Raw genomic sequence first — 22,465 nt, 5'->3', positions numbered from 1 at the left:
GTAGATTTCACGCGAAAAAAAAGAGTAAAAGAACAATTGAAACCGTTCTTCCACTCTTTTTAAACTTATGCAGTTGTTTCTTCTAAAGATTCCAAGTATTTATACACTTGTTGTCCAGCGATCCCACCATCACCAACAGCAGTAGTGATTTGTCGCAAATCTTTTTCACGAACATCTCCGATGGCAAAAACGCCTGGTATATTCGTCTTCATTTCGTTGTCTGTTGGAATCCAGCCAGCTTCGTTCGTCAACCCTGCTTCTCTAAATGGTGCAGTTAATGGATCCAGTCCAACATAGATGAATACTCCGTCTGCTGCCAAATCAAACTCATTGCCGGTTTTGACATTACGTGCTTTCACACCTGTCACTACCATTTCATTCCCAACGATTTCGTCAACGACTGTATCCCACATAAAGGAAATTTTTTCATTCGCAAATGCACGGTCTTGGATGATCTTTTGTGCACGTAATTCATCTCTACGGTGGACGATGACTACTTCAGAAGCAAATTGTGTCAAATAGATGGCTTCTTCTACTGCTGAGTCTCCTCCTCCGATCACTACTAGACGTTTGTTACGGAAAAACGCACCATCACAAACTGCACAGTAAGAAACGCCACGTCCAGCAAATTCTTCCTCGCCAGGTACGCCTAATTTACGGTGGATACAGCCTGTTGCGATAATGACTGTTTTTCCTTCGTAAGTTTTATCTTCACAAATAACTTCTTTGTGGCTGCCGTGATCCTTGATATCTTGCACGATTCCATAAGCATTTTCTGTCCCAAATCTTGAAACACCTTCATACATCTTATAAGCTAGATCAGGACCCATGATTGAATCGAAACCAGGATAGTTTTCGATTTCTGCCGTATTGTTCATTTGGCCGCCAGGGGCGCCTTGTTCGATCATCAATACGGATAAGTTTGAACGTGAAGCATATAAAGCAGCAGTCATCCCAGCAGGACCTGCGCCAATAACGATTACATCATACATATGTAGATTCTCCTTTACTTAATCAAGTAAGCATACTTTACAGCCAATGCGAAAAAAAGTCTATTGTTCTGCTTGCGTTTCTCGAATAGCTTTATTATACTCGAAAAATCCGCTGAAAAACAATAGACTTTTACAAATCATTGATCAATCATTCGAAAGATTTTCTCCATTTGAATCAATTACTTTTTTATACCAGTTGAATGATTTCTTCTTCGAACGGGCTAATGTGCCATTTCCTTCGTTGTCACGATCGACATAAATGAATCCGTACCTTTTCTTCATCTCACCTGTACCAGCTGATACTAAATCAATACATCCCCAAGTCGTATAGCCTAATAGATCGACTCCATCTAATTCTACTGTATCTTTCATTGCCTGGATATGTGCTGCCAGATAGTCGATTCGATAGTCATCTTCCACATAACCATTCTCATCGGGCGTATCGACTGCACCTAAGCCGTTTTCTACAATAAATAGTGGTTTTTGATAACGATCATAAATATCATTCATCGTTATTCTCAAGCCTAATGGATCAATTTGCCAACCCCATTCACTTGCTTCCAGATATGGATTTTTGACAGAAGCAAAGATATTTCCTGCAGTCTGTTCCAAGAGTTCGTTGTCAGTAGTCGAAACTCGAGAAGAATAATAAGAAAAGGAGATAAAATCAACAGTATGTTCTTTCAGCAATGCGGCATCCCCAGGTTCCATTTTGATCTGAATGCCATTTCGTTCCATTTCTTTCAATGCATAAGCGGGATATTCTCCTCGTGACTGGACATCAATGAAGAAATAATTTTCTCGATCTGATTTTCTAGAAGCCCAAACATCTTCAGGATTGCAAGTGTATGGATAATATGCTCCTGCTGCCAGCATACAGCCTACTTTGTTCTCCGGATCTACTTCATGAGCAATCTTCGTTGCGATGGCACTTGCAACCAACTCATGATGTGCCGCTTGATATTTGATTTGTTCTTCATTTTCTCCTTCTTCAAAATACAGCCCTGCGCCCATGAATGGTGCATGAAGGATCATATTGATCTCATTGAATGTCAACCAATATTTGACAAGTCCTTTATAGCGATTGAAGATGACTCGGCACAGATTTTCATAAAAACCAACGAGTTCTCTGGAACGCCACGCACCATATTCTTTGATCAAATGCATCGGACAATCAAAATGTGTAATCGTCACAAGCGGCTCGATCCCGTACTTTTGACATTCTTTAAAGACATCCTCATAAAATTTCAAACCAGATTCATTTGGCTCTTTTTCATCGCCCATTGGAAAAATACGACTCCAAGCAATGGACATCCGATAAGTCTTGAACCCCATTTCTGCAAACAAAGCAATATCTTCCTTATAATGATGATACATATCGATCGCAATTTTTGCTGGATAAAAATGATCTTCATCAAATTCAAACATTTTCTTTTTTCCAGTAATGACAGGAAAACGGTCTTCTCCGATTGGCACAACGTCTACGTTCGCTAACCCACGTCCGCCTTCGTCATAACCGCCCTCGCATTGATTGGCTGCTGTAGCTCCGCCCCATAAAAAATCTTTTCTGAATCCCATCATACTTCCTCCATTACATGTGTATTGCTTGATAATTCTCTTGCCAGTTCATCTTGGACTTCGATTCCTTCTGCTTTTAACCGGCTGATTGTTTCCTTGAATTGCGGTAAATACTGCTGATGTGCAATAAACAACTCATCCATGATCCGTTTTGCTGTCTTTCCTGATCGTATAAGCGGATTGATCGTAAATGCTTGTAAAGCTGTTCCATAATCACCAGTCACGGCTGCTTCGATCGTCAGCAATTCCATATTCTTCATTACTTGCAACCAGCCTCTTTCAGCAGCAGGAAGGGAACCAAACGCTACATTTCGTGCGCCTTGTGCGCCAACATAGGCAGTGACTTCTACTACACAATCTGCCGGCAGATCAGGAACAGCTCCATCATTCTTTGTAGATACCACGATCTGTGTTTCTTTATTTCCATAGATCGAAGCAATCGTTTCACAGGCAGCATCTGAATAATAAGCACCACCTCGTTTTTGCAATTGTTCAGGTTTATGATCCAACTCTGGATCTTTGTATAATTCAAACAGCTCTGCTTCTGTTTCTTTCACTTGCTGCGCTCTTGTACCAATCGTTTGATATTCTTCTAAAGCATGTTCCAGCATTTCTTCTTCACGATAGTAATAGCGGTGGTAGCCACAAGGGATCATGTTCATTTGTTTTAATTGTTCTTTGAAAAACGGGATATCAAAGATATTTTTCGGCAATCCATTGTCTTCATCGTATAAACGATCAATCAATTCTGCCGTGCGGTCATTTCCTTTATTATCTGCTACTTTGTGCCAATGGAAGTGATTTAGACCGGCAAACTTGTAGATCAGCTCTTCTTTTTTCTTGCCAAGCATTGTTGGTTCTGTCATCATCGCCATTACTGGCACATTGCATAATCCGATCACTTTATCCCATTTGCCATATCTGATAACTGCTTCTGTCACCATCCCGCTTGGGTTCGCGAAATTGATCAGCCAAGCATTTGGACATAAACGCTTCATGTCTTCAACGATTGCCAAAACCACTGGAACGGTACGAAAAGCTTTGAATATCCCGCCAGCACCATTTGTTTCTTGCCCAATCATCCCATAATAACTAGGGATCCGCTCGTCTTTGATTCGTGCATCTAATTGACCGACACGAAACTGAGTCGTAACAAAATCCGCATCTTTCAATGCTTCTTCCCGATCCAGAGTTGCATAGATTTTGACTTCATACGGAGAAGCATCCCACATACGCTGAGACATCTGACTGACGATCTCAAGCTTTTCTTTTCCTTCTTCTACATCTACGAGCCAGATTTCTCGTATCGGTAATTCCTCATATCTTTTGATAAATCCTTCCATCAACTCGGGGGTGTAACTGCTGCCTCCACCAATCGTAGCGATTTTGATTCCTTTTGCCATGTTCTCACTCCTTTACTTTTTACACTTTTATTATCTTTTTTGTAAACAAAACAAACAATAGAAATTCGTTTCTTTCCAGTAACATTTACAAAAGTTAGTGTTTTCTTCTGGATTTTTGTAAATATCTTGTCAAAAAATGTCTTTATTAAGCTATATAACATAAATCCGTTTACAAATCATTTTCAAAAAAGTTATAATTTACGTAAAAAAACAAGAAGAAGGTATCTACATGTTATTACGTGAAAAAATCAAAGAAATCTCCTTTTCTCCTTCAGAAAATGAAGTGATTCAGTTTCTCTTAAGCGATTCTCCAGCACTTGGCGAAATGACCATCCAAGAGATTGCTGAGCGATGTTATGTCCACCCGTCCACCCTCATCCGTGTAGCAAAAAAAATGGGTTTTGATGGCTGGGTCAGTTTTCGTAATGCTTTTTTAGCTGAAACAGCCTATCTTGAAGGGAATTTTCAAGACGTAGATGCGAATCTTCCTTTTTCCACCACAGACGGTATTATGACGATCGCAAATAAAATGGCTTCTTTAGAACAGATGACGATTCAAGATACACTTTCTCTCATTCATCATGACCAACTGCAAAAAGCCAAACAACTAATGCTTCAAGCAAAAAAAATCGTGATTTTCGCCAGTAACTCGAATACTTTGATTTCTCAAGATTTCATGCTGAAAATGAAGCGCATCAAAATGGATGTCACGATTGTCACCACTTTTGGTGAATCGTTCTATGAAGCGTACAATTGCACGAGTGATATGTGCGGGATTCTGATTTCTTATACGGGTGAAAACAATGTGATCCTTCGTACCGCAGAAATATTGAAACAAAATCATGTTCCAATTTTAGCGTTGACCAGTATCGGTGATTCAACGCTATCCTCAATGAGTACAGCCGCTTTGCGACTTACGACACGCGAACGACTGTATTCGAAAATTGGTAATTTTACGATCAATACATCGATTTGTTATCTTCTAGACGTGTTATATAGTTGTGTTTTTGCAGAAAATTATCAACAGAATTTAGTCCATCTAATTTCTGTAGGACAAAAATTTGATAAACGCCCTATCAGCTCAGCCATCATGAAAGAGCCTTTCAATTTCGAAAATAAAGAAGTGGAATAAAAAGAATAGTTAAGCCTAGTCCATTCTTTCACCTAACCGTTCAGGTCAGTGCGGTGATAAGTGCATCGTCTGGCCCGACCGTCTCCCCTTGATTTTCCAAAATATCCAAATAATCCGTGTAATTGGTGACGATCACAGGTGTTTCTAAACTGTATCCTTCCTCTTCGATTTTCTTTTTGTCGAAGCGGAGCAACAGATCGCCTTGTTTCACTCTTTCTCCTTGCTGCACCAAGCTTTCAAAATATTTCCCTTCCAACTGAACAGTATCCAATCCGACATGAATCAGCAATTCCAGACCTGCTTCAGAAACCATTCCCATTGCATGTTTCGTCGGGAACAGGGTCATGACTGTTCCGTCAAAAGGGGCACGTACTTCTCCTTTTTCAGGGTAGATCAAGATTCCTCGACCTAGTGTTCCTTGTGCAAAAGCTGCATCCTTTGCTGCATTCAGTGGAGCGATTTGTCCTTGTATCGGTGTTTTTACAATTTCTTTACCTGATCTTTTCTGTCTATCATCTGTTTCACCTGCTTCCTCCTTCCAAAAGAAAAAAGTCAGCGCAAAGGATACCACCATCGCAATGGCGATCCCAATCAATACATTAATCACATCTGTTAAATCACCATCTGGTCTAATATAGTTGGGAATTGTAAAGATGCCTAGTCCACCTTGATTCCAAGAAGTTAAATTCATTAACCCACTATACGCGCCCCCTAACGCACCACCGACACAGGTAAAAATAAATATTTTTTTACGTGGCAGTGTAAACCCATAAATAGCTGGCTCTGTAATCCCCACAATACCAGAAACAATGGCTGGTATTGCAATTGCTTTGTCTTTTGGGCTTCTAAGCTTAAAGTAGAGTGCAGTAAGTGCTGCAGTTTGTCCAAAAGATACTACTGCAACAGGTGTCATGATATTTTGCCAGCCATTCACAGAAAATTGCATCAATCCCATTGGTACGATTGCCCAATGGAGACCAAACATCACCAGAATTTGCCAGAAGAAGCCTACGATTGCTCCATAAATAACTGGCGAAAGTGCTAAAAGTGTTTCAAATCCAGCCATTAAAATATCAGTTGCGAATGTGAATGCTGGTCCAACGAGTAAAAAACCTAAGGGCATTGTAATAAGAACGGTGAAGAATGGAACGAAGAAATTCGCGATCATCTCAGGTACTAACTTTTTAATTGGTTTCTGAATTTGGCTAGCTAACAACACAATAAAGATAATGGGAATGACAGAAGAAGCGTAGTTACGCGCAATCCAGGGAATGCCGAATACTGTTTGATAAATAGGTGCTTCAAAAATAGTGCCAGAAAATATGGTCGTCAGTGGTGCTTCTGCTGCACCACTCAAAGCTTCCAGCGACAAGCTAGGATTCATTAATGCTGCCCCAAGCAACATCCCTACGAATTCATTTACTTTAAATTTACGGGCAGCTGTTAAACCGATAATAACAGGCATAAATTGGAATACAGAATCACCGATATTATCAAACATAACAAATGTGCCAGAACCGCGGTCAAATGCGCCTAAGAAGACAAGTAATGCTGTCAGTCCACGAATCATCCCACCAGCAGCTAGAATAGCAAGGAATGGCTGGAAACAGCCCGATATTCCATCAATAAGCATATCAAACGGTCTCATTTTTTCTGTTGAAACAGCCTCATCAAAAGTAAGATTTCCTGCTTTTATAACCTCTTCAAACACGACTGGCACATGATTCCCGATGACAACTTGGTACTGTCCTCCCGCTCGCATTACCGTCACAACACCGTCCATATTTTTCAAGATCTCATCATTTGCTTTTTCTTCGTTTTTTAATTTGAAACGAAGCCTTGTGATACAATGTGTCAAACCATTGATATTTTCCTTCCCGCCGACATTTTCTACAATTTTGCTCGCTAATTCTTGATATTTTCCCATTTCTATTCCCTCCAATTTATTAGTGGAAGGTTTAGCCAACTGAATGTCACTACCCTTATTTCATACGTTCTTGTTAATTTATCCTCCTTTTTTTATTTATTTACAACGATTCTCATGCACTAAACGCGCAGTATGAATCGTTAAATACATTTTTTCGTCCGTGGACATCTGGTAGTTGAATGCCTCGGCTAAAAAGTCTGCTATTTTCTCAAGGCAACCAAACGTGTCCTTATATTTTTTTTGAATAACCTGGAACAATTCCTCAGAAACTTCTCCCACTTCTGTTTTTTCTCCATCTAGGACGCGTGTCAGAAAAAAACGTAGGTGTGTGACGAATCGAAAAAAATGGACTGAATCTTCATCAAATGTAATCTTATAGTAATAGCGGACGATATTTAGAATATCCTGTATTGTTGTAGTAAACAGGTAGGTATTGTCTTGTTGGCTTTGAATGCCTTGTGCATTGACTAAATGCAATGCGATAAATCCGGCTTCATCTTCTGATAACTTGATGTGGTATTTATCCGAGATTTTCTTCACTGTTTTTTTCCCGATGGCATACTCTTTAGGAAATAGTTGTTTGATATCATACAGCAATACATTTGGTACAAATATTCCCATTTTGTGACGTTCGATAGCCGTATACAAATGATCCGTCAATGCAATATACACTGAATCATTCAACTGGACTTGTAGAGCCTCTTTTGTATATTCAATGATTTCACAAGAAATTTCTAAGTACTCAAGAGGAATCGCTTGTGCCAATTCTTGGAACTGTTGTGAAAGTCCGTCATTTGTCAACTGAAATTTTTTGTCGATGCATGAGTCAAAAATCGGGTCACCCACTTTCTTTTTGAATGCCAAACCTTTTCCCATCACGATCATTTCCTGATTTCTTTCATCTCTGGTTATTACGACGTTGTTATTCAGTACTTTCTCAATCAGCATGTTTTACTCCTTTCCATGATATATAGGGCTGTATCCAAAACAAAAAGAAAAACCCAAAAAGCCGTCCATGGAACCATGGGAGACTCATCAGGTTTAGCTTGCATCAGGCAATCACTATCCAAGTTGTATCGTTTTCTTTATATTATCGAAAGCAAGCGCTTTTGTCAACGCTTTCTTAGCGGCTATTGGGCACTTCTGACTAGCTGTCGTGATTTTTTTAAATCTGGTAATTACGACACTAACGCTCACAGATGAAGAATCTGGGAAGCTCTGTTTTATTTTCACTCTAGCGCTTAGGTCAAAATGCTACTATGCTACTGTCCCAACTTCTAATATACGGTGTTCCAGTACCAGCTTATCGGTGATAAGCCAAATTTATGCAAAAATCTGGAAAGCCTTTTTTACAATTTTTTTCTTATCACCTAAAGCTGAACGGAGCCCTGTCACAACCACTTTTTACACACCACTGCTTTGCAGTTTGTACATATCTGCATACAAACCATTTTGCGCTAGAAGTGTTTCATGATTCCCGCGTTCTACTATATGACCTTTGTCTAAAACTAAAATCAATTCTGCATCCCGAATCGTGGACAGCCGATGGGCAATCGCAATCGTTGTCCGTCCTTGTCGCATTTTTGTCAATCCTTCTTGGATCAATCCTTCTGTTTCAGTATCGATATTTGCTGTCGCTTCATCCAATACTAGTATTTTAGGATCTGTCACGATTGTTCGCGCAAAAGTGATCAGCTGTCGTTGTCCACTAGAATAGCTGGCACCGTGTTCGATCACTTTTGAGTGATATCCTTTTGGTAATTCATCGATAAACTTGTTTGCTTGAACAAACTCAGCTGCATGGCGAATCTGTTCGTCTGTGATAGCTGGATTCATCATCCGGATATTTCCTGCGATATCTCCATAAAACAAGAAGGCATCTTGCAAGACCAATCCCATTTTCTTACGTAACTCTTCCATTGGATATTCTCGAATGTCATGATCATCAATCAAGATCTGGCCTTCATAAAATTCGTAAAACCGCATCAATACGTTGATGATCGAGCTTTTTCCGCTTCCGGTGTGCCCCACTAATGCAACGGTCTCTCCCGGATTAGCGACAAAAGAGATATTGTTCAATACATTGTGCTCTCCATCATAAGAAAAGCTTACATTGCGAAACTCGATCTTACCTGAAGTAATCGTTTGATCTGCTCCAGGATTTTGTTGCGGTGCATATTCTTCTGTATCCATGATTTTCAAAATACGACTACCGGCAACCATCCCATCTGTAAAGGTGCTCAAAAAGTCCATCATTTGAGACATTGGATTAAAAAATCCCTGGATATAGGTCGTAAATGCATAGATCAGTCCAACTTCTACGGGAGAATGCATCGCATCGATCCCAAACAAAGTCAACGCCAACGCAATCGCCAATGCATATAGAAAATTGATGATCGGACTTAACAGAATCGAATTCGTTTTGATCATCGCGTAGCGCGTGTCTAAATACTCGTTGTTCACTTGTTCAAATTCTTTAGCTAAACGAGCTTCTTGGCGAAACTGCTGGATAATACGCATGCCGGAAATCGATTCATTCAATTTCGTGTTCAGCTGACTTAATTTTTCCCGCATATTCCGGTAAATACGAGAACTGAATTTCTGGTAATACCAGATGACGATTCCTAAAATCGGCAAGAACACCAAAGTCCACAAGGCAATTTCTCCATTGATTTGAAACATGGCAATGAAGGAAGAAACGACTGCAAAGATCCCAGTCAATACCATCAAAAAGACATACCAAAATTCAAATAGCGTTTCTGTGTCATTTGTCACTCGAGAAACAGTCGATCCTGCCGGTGTCTGATCAAAATAACGCATACCTAGTGTATGCAGCTTTTCAAATAATCTTACCCGAACATACTGATAGGTCTTCAATGAAGCCATGGAATACAAATACCATTGGAAAAACCAAATGATACTTTTGACTATGACTCCAAACAAGTACATACCAGCAAAAAACAAAATAACTTGTGTCGTAGCCGACTGTTTAGCCAGATGATCATCCATAAAAATTTGGATGATCCTTGGCAATAGGACATTGATCACAGACAGGGCAAATGCAAATAAGATAGCAACGATGAACGTTCTTCTAAAAGGTTTGGCGAACTTCATCAGTCGTTTGATGATCTTCTTCTGTTCTTTAAGTGGAATCGATTTTGTCCATTCCGATTGATAATTTTCATCCATCAGGCCTCGCCTCCTTCTATCTTCGCTTCTAATTGCTGTTTCTCCCACATTCGTTCATACCAGCCGCCTAATGCAAGCAGCTCATGATGGGTTCCTCGTTCAATGATTTTCCCTTGATCGACAACAATGATTTCTTTTGCATGCATCACGCTGCTTAAACGGTGAGCTGCAATGATGGTTGTTTTCTCTTTTCTTATTTCTTTTAAATTATGCAAGATAGCTTCTTCTGTTTTGGCATCTACTGCAGAAAGTGCATCATCTAAGATCAGCAATTCAGGATTTTTGATCAATGCTCGAGCAATCGAAATCCTTTGTTTCTGTCCGCCAGATAAAGAGACTCCACGTTCTCCAACTAAGGTATCATAACCTTTTGGCAATTCCTTGATTTCATTGTTGATAAATGCTAAAGAAGCCGCATGCTCTACTTCTTCTTCTGAAAGTTTTGGATTAGAAAAACGGATATTATCTCGAATGGTCATCGAAAACAAGAAGTGATCTTGAGGCACATAGCCGATTGATCCTAATAAAGCATTCAATGAATATTCTTTGATCGAACGTCCGCCAAATTGGATTTTTCCTTGATAATCATCGTATTCACGCATCAGTAATTTGATGATTGTCGTTTTTCCCGCACCAGTTTTCCCAACAATACCTAATGTTTCTCCTTCTTGGATCACAAATTTGATTTGTTCTAATGCTGGTGATTCTTCTTTCGGATAGTTAAAAGAGGAAATAGCTACATTCAGCTCGCCTTTTGCCGGGGTCTGCACTGCACCCAGTTGTTCCACGATATGCGTCTTTTCATGCAAAAGTTCATTGACGCGATCATAAGAAGCATTTCCTCTTTCCAATACGTTGAACAATCGACCAATCGCAAACATCGGCCAAACAAGCATACCGATATAGCTAATAAATGAGACCATCTGCCCGATCGAGATCGTGCCTTCCAAGACATACTTTCCACCTAAAATAATTGTTGCAACATAAGACAAACCGATAATCAAGGTAATGAATGGATCAAATAAGGAGTCTAAAAAATTGACTCGTTTGTTTTTAATAATTGCATCTTCAATCTTTTCTTCAAAATCCGCGAGATCTTCTTTTTCTTGTCCAAATGTTTTAATGACTTTGATTCCAGTAATACTTTCTTGTGTCTTATCATTGATACTAGAAAAAGCTTCTTGCGAATCACGAAAAGCATCGTGGAGTTTTGACCCCAGCACTCGTGAAGTAACGGCTAGTAAAGGCATAGGAATCAGCGCAATCAGTGTTAAGCGCCAATCAATAAACAAAATCATCGCAATGATCGTTGTTCCGCCCGTGATCACTGAATCTGCAAAGGTCAAGATACCAGCTCCAGCTACATTCTGGATTGCATTCAAATCATTCGTTGCATGAGCCATCAAATCTCCAGTCCGATATTTTTGGTAAAAGAGATTGTCCATTTCTGTAAAATGTTTGAATAGCTGCTGCCGAAGTTCTTTCTCCAACCGAGCTGCACTTCCCCAAATATTCGTCCGCCAGATATAACGAAAAAGATATTGTAAGAGAGCTGCAAGGATCAATAATAAGATCCACCAGGAAATGATCTTTATTGATAAATTTTTATCGGCAATCTCATCAATGATGATCCCAATCACCTTTGGAGGAACTAACTGTACCAAGGCCACTGCGAATAGGGAGAAAATCCCAATTAAATAATGTTTCTTTTCCTGTCGAAAAAACCAACCTAATTTTCTAAAAATCGACATTTTACTCCTCCTTTGTCTTTATCAAGAGCATAGGATTGTCTGTGCTTGTCTTTTTTGCTGAATAGTCTGAATAGTCTAACAAATTACGAAATAAAAAACGGACTGAAAAAATCAGCCCGCAAAAAGTCTTTGGGTCAGAACCTATTTTTTCCCTTGGTTCTTCATTTGCTGCATCATCTGGCGAATTTTCTTCTCAGATGGTTTTTGCCCCATTGACATCATCATTGATCGCAACATGTCCTCATTAACGGGAGGATTTTTTTCTAAATAGTCTTTCATATATTTACGCGCTAGGAAAAAGCCACCTACTGCGCCGATTAGCAAAGCAATAATAGCAATAAGTACGACAATACCTGTTGATACCATATAAATCTCTCCTTTCTATTTCCGAATTGCTCTCAATGATTTATTTTACTAAAGTTTATTGAAAAAAGAAAGGCGTATTCTTTAGTTTCATGCAAAAAATAGTGGTTTTTTTAGAGAAGAACAAAATTTCTTTCATTAACCAGCAAGACACGCCACGAAAAAAAATTAGGCATACCGAATCTTTTTCTTTAATTTTTTCTTTCTGAGGTGTAGAATGTAATCGTAGATAAATAGGAAAGGTGGTTTTTTCTTGAATAATCAATCCAACAAACAATTTCATAAGCATCGACTTATTGAACATACAAATGGTTTATCTTTAGCTGAAGTAAATGGAACAGTGGATGTACCCAAGGGAAAAAGTTTTTTTAAAACACTTCTTGCTTACTCTGGACCAGGTGCATTAGTAGCAGTGGGTTATATGGATCCAGGTAACTGGTCCACTTCGATCACTGGTGGACAAAATTTCCAATATTTATTGATGTCAGTTATTTTGATGTCTAGTCTGATTGCTATGCTTTTACAATATATGGCAGCAAAATTAGGAATCGTGACCCAAATGGATTTGGCCCAAGCAATTCGAGCACGGACAAGTAAGACATTGGGTGTCATTTTATGGATCTTGACTGAATTAGCCATTATGGCAACAGACATCGCAGAAGTCATTGGTGCAGCAATCGCCCTCTACCTGCTTTTTGATATTCCATTAGTGATTGCCGTATTTATCACTGTGTTAGATGTTTTCGTCCTCTTATTGCTGACAAAAGTCGGGTTTCGTAAAATCGAAGCTTTGGTTGTCTGCTTGATTTTCGTCATTTTATTCGTTTTCGTCTATCAAGTTGGCTTGTCTAACCCTGATTGGCACAGTTTGTTTGCCGGCTTTATCCCTAACAGTCATACATTCTCAGACTCACCGGTCATCGGCGGTGAAACTCCGCTGACTGGAGCCTTAGGGATTATTGGTGCAACAGTCATGCCGCATAACTTATATCTTCATTCAGCAGTTTCTCAAACTCGGAAGATCGATCACCAAGACGAAGAAGATGTTGCACAAGCGGTACGCTTTTCTACTTGGGATTCTAATATCCAGTTGTCAATGGCTTTTCTAGTCAATGCACTGCTATTGATCATGGGTGTCGCTGTATTCAAAACCGGTTCTGTCCAAGATCCTTCCTTTTTTGGTCTGTATGAAGCTTTATCTGATCCATCAGCTATGAGCAATGGTATCTTGATTGCTGTAGCAAAATCTGGTATCTTGTCTACTTTATTTGCTGTAGCACTTCTTGCTTCTGGCCAGAACTCTACTATTACTGGTACGTTGACCGGTCAAGTCATCATGGAAGGCTTCATCCATATGCGTATCCCGATTTGGCTAAGAAGACTAGTCACACGATTGCTTTCTGTGATTCCTGTATTGATTTGTGTTTTGTTTACAAGTACAAAAGGAACGATAGAAGAACATACCGCTTTGAATAACTTGATGAATGAATCCCAAGTTTTTCTGGCTTTTGCATTGCCATTCTCGATGATTCCTTTACTGATGATGACCAATAGCCAAGCGGAGATGGGGAGCCGATTCAAAAATTCATTTGTTGTAAAACTTCTTGGCTGGTTCTCTGTGATTAGTCTGACTTACTTGAACTTACGAGGATTACCAGGTCAAATCGAAAGTTTCTTCGGCGAGCAAGCCACCTCAGCTCAACTAGCATTGGCTGATCAAATCGCCTATGTAATCATTGTTCTTGTCCTTCTCCTGTTGGCATGGACGATTGGTGATTTATATAAAGGAAACAAAAAATATGAACAGCGTTTGCAAGAAACGATAGAAGAAATCGAATAGAAACTGATTCTTTTACACAAAGGAGGTTGTGACAGAAGTGGGCAGCTTCAAGAAATAAGAAGGAATTTAAGAAAATTGCTTTTCAAATTTTTGTGAAATTTCGGTTTATTTCCGAAGAAGTTACTTCTGGAACACCGTGTATCAGAGGTTGTGAAAAAGCTGTCCTGCATCAAGTAATAAGAACAGCCAAACAAAAATAGTTCCTCATATTTTACGTTTGGTTGAGCTTATTACCGCAGATGCAAGCTTTTGAGCACCGTTTATTCGGAAAAAGGAACTGCGACAAGACTTTTGTCACAGTTCCCTTTTTATTTGGAAGATAAAGCTTTTTTCAGATTCAATTTACTAAAAACTAGCATGCTTGTTACTGCGATGAATTGCGTTAATGGCACGCCTGCGCCAGTGTAGACACTTAAAAAATAATCCTTTTTTTCTGGCGCATAAGAACAAAACCACGAGACACCGAAAAGAAAAACCAATTGTGTCAGTATTAATCCGATGACTACAATCAAAGAGGAACTATAATAGGCACGATCAGCTTTTGCAAATACGGTTCCTAGTATCATAAGTAATATCCCTGCTATTGAAGCAATCAGCACGGGAATGGCCAGAACTTGGTAAATTTTTATCATGACATTCGCGACTTTTGCTGTTTTTGTCAACTGGAAATCAGGTGTTCTCGGATCACTGCTATCGATCCAATTATCCATTAGTGGAAGATTCAATAATTCTTGTGCCTGTTCGACTTGTTCTTGCGTCCCAAAACTATAATTCCCCCCTTGATGGAAATCTTTGTATCGCCATGCATAAGCATATCCTGATTTCAGAAAATCAAATACGATTGGCAGATCATTCATCGTCTTTCCATCCCCTGATCCCATCAGATAGAATTCTTTTTTCTTTTTGATAGTTCCCTTTTGATAGGCTTCTTCTAATTCTTGATTGACTTTTTTCCAAAAATCATTGGTTTCTTTTGCATTGTTTTGGTAATAACCAGATTCGCTTACCACATCTCGCAATGCCCAAAAAATGATATCTCCTGGTAATTCTTTTACTTTTCCGCCTTGGGTCCACGCATGAGTCGTATACAATTCGTCAATACGAGTAGAAACAGTATGAAATGTAGGAGATGCGTCTAAAGCTTTATTTAATGCAGCATGCGAGACCCATATCTCACTGTTTTCTTTATTTAAGTTTGTTTCGTCATCTATTCGGATCAGCTGTTTCATCAAACGTCCAAATTCGCCACTCGAACGGTCATTGATGGCTGCAATACCATATGTTGTCTCGTTTTTATATTCGATCCACTGATAGACGATGGAGAAACCGACTAGAGGGAGTAAAAACAATGAAAGTTTCAGCCATTCTTGTTTCGAAAGGAGAAATGGTCGTTCTTTTAACTTCTTTGCTTCTTTGAAAGAAAAGTCTTGTCCTAGCAAGATCTGAACGAAACTGATGCCTAACGCGACTACAGTAAAAGGAAGAAGCCAGATGGAATCTTCGCGAATGAACCAAAAGAAAGGAAAAGAAACAGCTAGCCCTAAAAACCACGGCAGCAATTTTTTGCTGGAATTATATTTGCGGTAATAAATAGCTAGTAAACAAGCGATAATGATCTCAACAGTCGGGATCACGAGAGCATTACGATATGTTCGAGTGGAATATTCATGTGTAAAACTAATCGGAGAAAACAAAAAATAAAAATAGATACTTAAAAGAAGATACTTGTTCTTCACGATTGGTTTAAACGCTAGTGCAACCAATATACTGGCAAGAATACTGAACATGCCGAATAAAACTGCATAAGAAAGATGCAGTTTATGTGCAAGTACTAAAAACAAGCTGTAGGAAATCCCTTTTGAAAGTGTCGTAGTCGTGTACTCCCCTAGCCATTTACCATCCAAAATATTTTGAGCATAGTGAATCAGCAGCTGATCATCATAGGTCGCCGACATATCTGTTCCATAGATTGCTTTACTATATAAATACAACCGAATAATTGTAAATAATACGGCTATGCCAAGAATAAAGTATGTATGTTTCTTTTTTAGTTGGTCGATCAAGGGGTTTAAAATGTTCAGCATCTTTTCGTCCTTTCAATCACGTTTTGCTACTTGTTTGTGAAACTTTTCGTTTTTTACTTTTCTATCAGTATACCCTGTTTGTCTGAATTTAAAAAGAGGGGGCAAAAGGAGCATGGCGAAAACGAATGCAAAAAGCACTCCTTTGTTTCTTAAACAAAAAAGGACAAGGCAGACTGCCCAATCCTTTTTTGTTGCTGTCAGGTAGAAAACTTAAAGTGTGACTTCTTCTGCTAATAACTCAGGGAACACTTCGGGATCGAATGCTTGCGCTTTGAACATGGAAATTTCTTTTCCATATGGTGCGTAAGCTTTCTTTTTATCTTTACCGACATATGGGGTTTCTAATATTTTCGAAATGTTGTCAAACATTGGATCATGGACGATTTTGTTCAATGTGTCAAATCCAATTGTTCCAAAACCGATATTGGCATGCCGATCTTTATGAGAACCTTGTGGATTTTTAGAATCATTGATATGCAGTACTTTAAGCCGATCTAATCCGATGACCTTATCAAACTCTTCCATTACACCTGAAAAATCTTCTTTTATATTATATCCGGCATCATTCGTATGACATGTATCAAAAGTAACGGATAATTTTTCATTCAATTTTACTCCATCGATGATTTGCGCTAATTCCTCAAATGTTCGACCGATTTCCGTACCTTTCCCTGCCATCGTCTCCAAAGCGATCTGTGCCGTCTGTTCTTTTGTCAAAACTTCATTCAACCCCTCAATAATTCTAGCAATCCCAGCTTCTGCCCCTGCTCCTACATGAGCGCCTGGGTGAAGGGTGATTTGAGTAGCACCTAAAGCTTCCGCACGGACAATCTCTTCTCTCAGAAATTGTACAGCAAATGGAAACATTTCTGGTTTGATCGTATTTCCCAAATTAATGATATAAGGCGCATGAACGACGATATTTGTTAGTCCGTTTTCTGCCATAAATGCTTTTCCGGCATCAATATTCATCTTTTCGATAGCTTTTCTTCTAGTATTTTGAGGAGCGCCTGTATAGATCATAAAGGTCGAAGATCCGTAACTGGCTGCTTCTTCTGCCGCGCCTAACAGCATTTTCTTTCCGCTCATGCTGACGTGTGAGCCTAATAACATGGATGGATTCCTCCTTGAAAGGCAATTGTTTCGAACAATTCCTGTATATTGATAAGATGATGTACAAAGAAAATGGTTTGTTTTTCTTTGCCCTGTTCTCCATAGTAACTGAAACTTTCCCTAAAGAAAAGCTTAAGAACTCTTTCATAAAAAAGATCATTTCCTCACGTTTTATCTCATTCGAAAAAGAAATTCCTGTCAAAAACAGCCTTGTCTGTTTTTTTGTCCTATTATTTGCTATAATTAGCGAAATAAAACCATTAGTTGAGGTGACCCTTTTGCCACGCAAAAATACTCGAAAAAAACAGAATAGAAGAAAAAAAGAAAAATGGTTTGTTCCTAAGATTATTTTTAGAGTGTTTCAATCATTGACTGTTTTTATTACTGTTCTTCTTTTGTTGTTCGCAGCTCTAGGTATCGGAATAGGTGCTGGCTACTTTGCCTATCTTGTCGAAGACACACAATTGCCGACTAAAAAAGAACTGCAGACAGAACTAGGAAACATTACGGAAACGTCAAAGATTGTTTATGCAGATAATACAGAGATATCAAAAATCCAGACAGATCTGATGCGGACGACTATTTCATCTGATAAGATTTCGCCTTTATTGAAAACCGCGATTATCAGTACAGAAGATGAATACTTCGATAAACACCAAGGTTATGTCCCTAAAGCTGTTTTACGAGCACTAGTTTCAGAAGCGACTGGCATCGGCTCGTCTGGAGGATCCACTTTGACACAGCAATTAGTCAAACAACAGATCCTAACCGATGAAACAACATTCAAACGTAAAGCAAACGAGATCGTTCTTTCTGCACAAGTAGAAAAACACTTTTCAAAAGATGAGATCATTGCTACGTATTTGAATGTCTCACCATTTGGTCGGAATAATAAGGGGCAAAATATTGCTGGAGTCCAGGAAGCTGCTAGAGGAATCTTTGGTGTAGATGCAAAGGATGTGACTCTGCCGCAAGCTGCTTATATCGCTGGTTTGCCTCAAAGCCCTATCACGTATAGTCCATACACGAATACAGGCGCGCTAAAAGAAGATCTTTCTGCCGGTCTTGCCAGAAAAGATTTTGTTTTATTCAGTATGTACCGTGAAGGACAAATTACGAAAGAACAATACGAAGAAGCGAAAGCCTATGATCTTACAAAAGACTTTCTCCCACAACAAATCGCGGAACAGACTGACAGAGAATTCTTGTATTATACCGTGATGAACGAAGCAACAAGGATTATTGCACAACAATTGGCAGAAAAAGATAATGCTGATATGTCAGATTCATCGGTCAGTGAAGCTTATTATCAAAAAGCACAGCAAACGATCCAAAACAAAGGATATACGATCCATTCGACGATTGATAAAGATATCTATGCTGCATTGCAAACCGGCGTAGAAAATTATGGCTACATGTTAGATGATGGTGCTGGTAGCCAAGTGGAGACTGGAAATGTATTGATGGATAACAGAACCGGACGTATCTATGGATTCGTGGGTGGCCGGAATTACAGCCAGAATCAAAATAACCACGCCTTTGATACAGAACGTCAAGCTGGTTCATCCATCAAACCGGTTCTTGTTTACGGTCCTGCAATCGATATGGGACTTGTCGGATCAGAATCCCGTGTATCAGATTATGCAACGACTTGGCAAGAAGGAGAAAATGCTGGCGAGAAAATCGTCAATGCGACCAATGAAGGGTCGAACACCTTCCAAACCGTCCGTGAGTCACTGGAATGGTCCAACAATATCCCAGCTTATCACTTATACCAAGACGTATTGAATTCCGGTGGATCGAAACAATATGCTTACGAGCACTACTTGGCGAAGATGAACTACCCAGCAAATGATAATTGGGGCGTTGAATCGGCTCCTTTAGGGACAGTAGATGTAACGACGCTTCAACAGACAAATGGATTCCAGGTCTTAGCAAATGGTGGCGTCTACGAAGAAGGCTATATCATTGATTCCATCACAGATAATGCAGGTAATGTGATTTATAAACATGAAAGTAATTCTGTCCGTATTTATTCCGAAGCAACGGCATCGATCATGAATGACATGATGCGCAGTGTGATCAATGAAAAAATCACTACACCATTCAAAGATGTCATCTCAAGCTTAAACGGAAATCTAGGAAAAGCAGATTGGGTTGGAAAAACTGGTTCTACCAACGAATACAGAGATTCATGGCTGATCGTCTCTACTCCGTCTATCACTATCAGTAGCTGGGCAGGACACGATGACAATACTGGAATGGACAGCCAAGCAAGGATACGTTCGGCTAATTATCTTGCCAATCTAATCAATCAAGCTTACCAAGCAAACCCTGAGATTTTCGGCACTGATGAGAAATTTGACTTATCATCCGATGTGATGAAGAAAAAAGTATCTGGGTTCACAGGACAAACAGCTGGAAAAGTTACTGTCAATAAAAAATCTATCCAAACGCCAGGAAAAACAGTGGAATCACTTTGGGCAAAAAATGGTCCGAAGAAAAGCGCCTTTAAATTCGGCGTTGGCGGTACTGATGAAAACTATACAGATTACTGGAACACCGCTTCAGCTTATGCTAGAGCGAATCCAGAGACCAAAGAATCAGACGATAAAGATGATTGATCTAATAGATTAATCAGAATTAAAGGGAGCTGCGACAAAAATCTTGTCACAGCTCCCTTTTTCCGAATAAATGGTGTTCAAAAGCTTACATCTACGATATTAAGACAAATTTATGTAAAAATGTGAAAAACCATTTTCACAAAATTTTTCTATATAACTTTACTAACGAAACTGTTTTAATTTCTTTTCTTGTCTTTGGAATAATTCGGTTAGTTTTTCTGCAAATTGCCCTTTTACTGATTCTTTTAAGTGTGCATGTCGGTTAGAAAATTCTTGAGCAGCTTCTTCTGCAGTCATTTGGTGGTTTTGATCTGTCAATTGTTTTTCTGCCCAAATTTGCTGAGATATCCCCATACCCACTGAACGTACATTTGATCGATGTAGATTTTTCTCTAATTCTTTTAGTAATTGCATTAAAAATTCATTCATAAGATGATTTCTCCATAGTTATTTGTCTGATTTTTTGACTATAGGAACGTTCTAGTTCATCTTGCTGCTGATAGAGTTTTCGTCGTTCTACTTGTAGGGCTTGTTGATAATGCTCCTGATAATTCGAATAACTTCGTCTTGCTTGAAACAGAGGCTCATTATCTAAAGCTAAGTTCTTTAATACATGATGCAGTCGCTGCTCCTCTTGCTCCATCAATCGTAATCCTTGATTCTTAAAGTGGATCAATTCATCTTCTTGAGCTTCTAATTGTCTTCGTTCACTTCGATAATCTCTTTCCAATTCTTCTAGTTTCATCTACTTCTCCTTTAATTGAATTGCTGTGCTAATTCTCGATCTCGTGCCACGATTTCATTGATTTTGTCTTGGATCTCCTTCGCCAATGTATCAAAGGCCTCCCCCATACGTCTTGCCTTATTGATTCGTAGCAGATAGACTTCTTTCGCAGAATCGACTAAGTTCTCTTTTGTGGCGCCCACACTAGCTAATGCTTCTATGATTTCCTGTTCAGTCAACGAAGGGGCGACAACACGTGCTTGCCGCAAGCCTTCTTGCCATTTTTTCTCTAGCTCAAAAATTCCTCTTTGATTGATGCGGATAACTTCTTCCATAGCGCTTTTCATTTTTGCCGATAACTTTTCCACTACTAACCTAGCTTGTGTGTCATCTAAGTAAATTTGTTCATTAACTGTCAGCCGGCCGCCACTTAATCGTAGTTTTTTACGTATGTTGTTCAGTTCTTGCAACTGATAGGAAAACAACTGGGTCGCTTGGTTTTCTTTCTGTTGTTTTCGAGTTTTAACATTGTTTTTATTTTCAGGAATAATCAGCTTTCCATTTTCATCAAACTTCCAAGAGGTTAAACTGTGGGAAGCAAGCAGATTCAAGAATGCTGTTTCCATACTGATCCGAACTTCAGCACCTGTGCCATTACCACCAAAATTACCGATAAAATCGGCGTGATTTCGGTAATTGGTGAGCATACCGGGATTTTCTTCCACCCATTTTTTTGCTTCTGGTGATAAGAGATCATACGGGTCCGGCCCGTTGAAGCCGACATTTTTCCATTGTTTCTCTGCTGCTACATATAATGCTAAGAATCCACCTAATGAATGGCCGGTAGTAGAAATAGCAGCTTCTCCATATTCCTTTTTTACTTCATTAGCAAATGCAATCGCTGAATTGATTTGCCCCGCTGTTTTCAATCCACTAACGGATAAAATCTTGTTTGTTGTTGCTTTTTCAGAAAAACTTGCTCCTGGTCTATTCCCGTAGAGATTCATGATACTTCTTGCATCCGTTTCCAAATCTTTCCAATCACTTAAGTTCGTTCCTGCAAAGGCAATCACTTAAGTTCGTTCCTGCAAAGGCAATCACTACTTGAGAAATATCCACTTTACCGTTCTTGATTGGCGCTACAGCCATCGCCTGCATGCCGTCGAAGGAGTTTTTGATTTTTAGGATTTTATACATAGTGCCGTTAATTTTAAAACTTAAATTTTCTTGCATTTCAGGTACATAGTCTCTATGTTTAGGATCTAGCCAGTAAACAGCATCACTTAATTCACTATATTGTTTGTCAGTAATCATTAAATACTTTCCTCATTTCCATTAGAGTAAGTTACTTTAACTTTATTGAGCGTATTTCCTTCTTTTTGCTTTTTTTCATCAACTATTCCGTAACTTCCTATCTCATTTCTTTCTTTCCAAAAACTATAAGAAAAATAAATCGATTGATCTTGTTTATTAGTCATTAGAATAACTATCCGGTATGAACCCGTCATTTCATTTCGAGCAGATTTTTCAATCTTCACTTCCTTGATATCCGCAAAAGTATTTTTCAAAACTTTAATTGACTGCTTCTCTACTGCGAGTAAATCTTGCTGTTTTTGCACTTCTCTTTTGTCCATATAGACTTTCCCTCCGATTCCTAATATGACGATTAACAAAATGGCTAAGCTGAATTTTCTTATTTTCCGGGGCAAGAACGTGCCTCCTTTCTTTTTATGTAAGTATTGATA

The 22,465-nt window shown here is 39.1% G+C and carries 18 protein-coding genes; 3 read left to right on the top strand and 15 right to left on the bottom strand.

Going from position 1 to position 22,465, the window contains the following annotated elements:
- Positions 1 to 65: 65 nt before the first annotated feature.
- From trxB to AC1F25_RS01805, 3 genes are all read right to left on the bottom strand, one after another.
- On the bottom strand, positions 66 to 992 hold the full coding sequence (gene trxB, locus AC1F25_RS01815) for a thioredoxin-disulfide reductase (protein ID WP_002291688.1): 927 nt from the start codon (positions 990 to 992) through the stop codon (positions 66 to 68).
- 144 nt (positions 993 to 1,136) lie between these two features.
- A complete protein-coding gene (locus tag AC1F25_RS01810; protein WP_270094807.1) occupies positions 1,137 to 2,570 on the bottom strand; it encodes a 6-phospho-beta-glucosidase in 1,434 nt (477 codons plus the stop codon).
- Positions 2,570 to 3,973 carry a 6-phospho-beta-glucosidase gene (locus tag AC1F25_RS01805; protein WP_002305593.1) on the bottom strand — a complete coding sequence of 468 codons (1,404 nt, stop codon included), beginning with the start codon at positions 3,971 to 3,973 and terminating at the stop codon, positions 2,570 to 2,572. The genes AC1F25_RS01810 and AC1F25_RS01805 overlap by 1 nt, the downstream gene beginning before the upstream one ends.
- A gap of 229 nt (positions 3,974 to 4,202) precedes the next feature.
- Here AC1F25_RS01805 and AC1F25_RS01800 point away from each other — a divergent pair, with 229 nt between their 5' ends.
- Complete coding sequence (locus AC1F25_RS01800) at positions 4,203 to 5,105, top strand: MurR/RpiR family transcriptional regulator (RefSeq protein ID WP_002291682.1); 903 nt, start codon at positions 4,203 to 4,205, stop codon at positions 5,103 to 5,105.
- 40 nt (positions 5,106 to 5,145) lie between these two features.
- Here the strand turns inward: AC1F25_RS01800 and AC1F25_RS01795 are convergent, their stop codons facing one another.
- The 5 genes from AC1F25_RS01795 to AC1F25_RS01775 form a co-directional block, all read right to left on the bottom strand.
- A complete protein-coding gene (locus AC1F25_RS01795; RefSeq protein ID WP_305040395.1) occupies positions 5,146 to 7,032 on the bottom strand; it encodes a beta-glucoside-specific PTS transporter subunit IIABC in 1,887 nt (628 codons plus the stop codon).
- A gap of 96 nt (positions 7,033 to 7,128) precedes the next feature.
- Entirely contained in the window at positions 7,129 to 7,980 is an 852-nt protein-coding gene (gene licT / locus AC1F25_RS01790) for a BglG family transcription antiterminator LicT (protein WP_002336547.1), read from the bottom strand.
- 456 nt (positions 7,981 to 8,436) lie between these two features.
- Positions 8,437 to 10,221, bottom strand: coding sequence for an ABC transporter ATP-binding protein (locus AC1F25_RS01785; RefSeq protein ID WP_479994201.1), 1,785 nt, complete (start codon positions 10,219 to 10,221; stop codon positions 8,437 to 8,439).
- Positions 10,221 to 11,972 (bottom strand): ABC transporter ATP-binding protein, encoded by a 1,752-nt coding sequence (locus AC1F25_RS01780; protein WP_479994199.1) that lies wholly within the window; start codon positions 11,970 to 11,972, stop codon positions 10,221 to 10,223. Before AC1F25_RS01780 ends, AC1F25_RS01785 begins: the two co-directional genes overlap by 1 nt.
- Positions 11,973 to 12,113: 141 nt before the next feature.
- Positions 12,114 to 12,338 carry a YneF family protein gene (locus tag AC1F25_RS01775; RefSeq protein ID WP_002291670.1) on the bottom strand — a complete coding sequence of 75 codons (225 nt, stop codon included), beginning with the start codon at positions 12,336 to 12,338 and terminating at the stop codon, positions 12,114 to 12,116.
- A 250-nt stretch (positions 12,339 to 12,588) separates the two neighbouring features.
- Here AC1F25_RS01775 and AC1F25_RS01770 point away from each other — a divergent pair, with 250 nt between their 5' ends.
- Complete coding sequence (locus AC1F25_RS01770) at positions 12,589 to 14,175, top strand: Nramp family divalent metal transporter (RefSeq protein WP_002320293.1); 1,587 nt, start codon at positions 12,589 to 12,591, stop codon at positions 14,173 to 14,175.
- A 308-nt stretch (positions 14,176 to 14,483) separates the two neighbouring features.
- Here the strand turns inward: AC1F25_RS01770 and AC1F25_RS01765 are convergent, their stop codons facing one another.
- Both AC1F25_RS01765 and AC1F25_RS01760 read right to left on the bottom strand, forming a co-directional pair.
- Entirely contained in the window at positions 14,484 to 16,259 is a 1,776-nt protein-coding gene (locus AC1F25_RS01765) for a hypothetical protein (protein ID WP_002308629.1), read from the bottom strand.
- A gap of 210 nt (positions 16,260 to 16,469) precedes the next feature.
- Complete coding sequence (locus AC1F25_RS01760; protein WP_479994198.1) at positions 16,470 to 17,372, bottom strand: deoxyribonuclease IV; 903 nt, start codon at positions 17,370 to 17,372, stop codon at positions 16,470 to 16,472.
- A 278-nt stretch (positions 17,373 to 17,650) separates the two neighbouring features.
- Here AC1F25_RS01760 and AC1F25_RS01755 point away from each other — a divergent pair, with 278 nt between their 5' ends.
- Complete coding sequence (locus AC1F25_RS01755; RefSeq protein ID WP_479994197.1) at positions 17,651 to 19,996, top strand: transglycosylase domain-containing protein; 2,346 nt, start codon at positions 17,651 to 17,653, stop codon at positions 19,994 to 19,996.
- A 162-nt stretch (positions 19,997 to 20,158) separates the two neighbouring features.
- Here AC1F25_RS01755 and AC1F25_RS01750 read toward each other — a convergent pair whose 3' ends face one another.
- From AC1F25_RS01750 to AC1F25_RS01730, 5 genes are read right to left on the bottom strand one after another with little or no spacing between them, the layout of a single operon-like run.
- A complete protein-coding gene (locus AC1F25_RS01750; RefSeq protein WP_317547690.1) occupies positions 20,159 to 20,425 on the bottom strand; it encodes a hypothetical protein in 267 nt (88 codons plus the stop codon).
- Positions 20,418 to 20,741, bottom strand: coding sequence for a hypothetical protein (locus AC1F25_RS01745; protein WP_123856467.1), 324 nt, complete (start codon positions 20,739 to 20,741; stop codon positions 20,418 to 20,420). The genes AC1F25_RS01750 and AC1F25_RS01745 overlap by 8 nt, the downstream gene beginning before the upstream one ends.
- 11 nt (positions 20,742 to 20,752) lie before the next feature.
- Positions 20,753 to 21,793 (bottom strand): lipase, encoded by a 1,041-nt coding sequence (locus tag AC1F25_RS01740; protein WP_479994196.1) that lies wholly within the window; start codon positions 21,791 to 21,793, stop codon positions 20,753 to 20,755.
- Positions 21,762 to 22,034: a hypothetical protein gene (locus tag AC1F25_RS01735; RefSeq protein WP_479994195.1), complete on the bottom strand. Its 273-nt coding sequence runs from the start codon at positions 22,032 to 22,034 to the stop codon at positions 21,762 to 21,764. The genes AC1F25_RS01740 and AC1F25_RS01735 overlap by 32 nt, the downstream gene beginning before the upstream one ends.
- Positions 22,034 to 22,429, bottom strand: coding sequence for a hypothetical protein (locus tag AC1F25_RS01730; RefSeq protein ID WP_479994194.1), 396 nt, complete (start codon positions 22,427 to 22,429; stop codon positions 22,034 to 22,036). Before AC1F25_RS01730 ends, AC1F25_RS01735 begins: the two co-directional genes overlap by 1 nt.
- Positions 22,430 to 22,465 lie beyond the last annotated feature (36 nt).

This window comes from Enterococcus sp. M-BR2, assembly GCF_056612775.1.
This window is presented reverse-complemented; position numbering and strand designations above follow the sequence as displayed.

Excerpts from the sequence above, each read along its gene's own strand:
- trxB (WP_002291688.1), bottom strand. The coding sequence starts at position 992 with ATGTATGATGTAATCGTTATTGGCGCAGGTCCTGCTGGGATGACTGCT.
- AC1F25_RS01810 (WP_270094807.1), bottom strand. The coding sequence starts at position 2,570 with ATGGGATTCAGAAAAGATTTTTTATGGGGCGGAGCTACAGCAGCCAAT.
- AC1F25_RS01805 (WP_002305593.1), bottom strand. The coding sequence starts at position 3,973 with ATGGCAAAAGGAATCAAAATCGCTACGATTGGTGGAGGCAGCAGTTAC.
- AC1F25_RS01800 (WP_002291682.1), top strand. The coding sequence starts at position 4,203 with ATGTTATTACGTGAAAAAATCAAAGAAATCTCCTTTTCTCCTTCAGAA.
- AC1F25_RS01795 (WP_305040395.1), bottom strand. The coding sequence starts at position 7,032 with ATGGGAAAATATCAAGAATTAGCGAGCAAAATTGTAGAAAATGTCGGC.
- licT (WP_002336547.1), bottom strand. The coding sequence starts at position 7,980 with ATGCTGATTGAGAAAGTACTGAATAACAACGTCGTAATAACCAGAGAT.
- AC1F25_RS01785 (WP_479994201.1), bottom strand. The coding sequence starts at position 10,221 with ATGGATGAAAATTATCAATCGGAATGGACAAAATCGATTCCACTTAAA.
- AC1F25_RS01780 (WP_479994199.1), bottom strand. The coding sequence starts at position 11,972 with ATGTCGATTTTTAGAAAATTAGGTTGGTTTTTTCGACAGGAAAAGAAA.
- AC1F25_RS01775 (WP_002291670.1), bottom strand. The coding sequence starts at position 12,338 with ATGGTATCAACAGGTATTGTCGTACTTATTGCTATTATTGCTTTGCTA.
- AC1F25_RS01765 (WP_002308629.1), bottom strand. The coding sequence starts at position 16,259 with ATGCTGAACATTTTAAACCCCTTGATCGACCAACTAAAAAAGAAACAT.
- AC1F25_RS01760 (WP_479994198.1), bottom strand. The coding sequence starts at position 17,372 with ATGTTATTAGGCTCACACGTCAGCATGAGCGGAAAGAAAATGCTGTTA.
- AC1F25_RS01750 (WP_317547690.1), bottom strand. The coding sequence starts at position 20,425 with ATGAATGAATTTTTAATGCAATTACTAAAAGAATTAGAGAAAAATCTA.
- AC1F25_RS01745 (WP_123856467.1), bottom strand. The coding sequence starts at position 20,741 with ATGAAACTAGAAGAATTGGAAAGAGATTATCGAAGTGAACGAAGACAA.
- AC1F25_RS01735 (WP_479994195.1), bottom strand. The coding sequence starts at position 22,034 with ATGATTACTGACAAACAATATAGTGAATTAAGTGATGCTGTTTACTGG.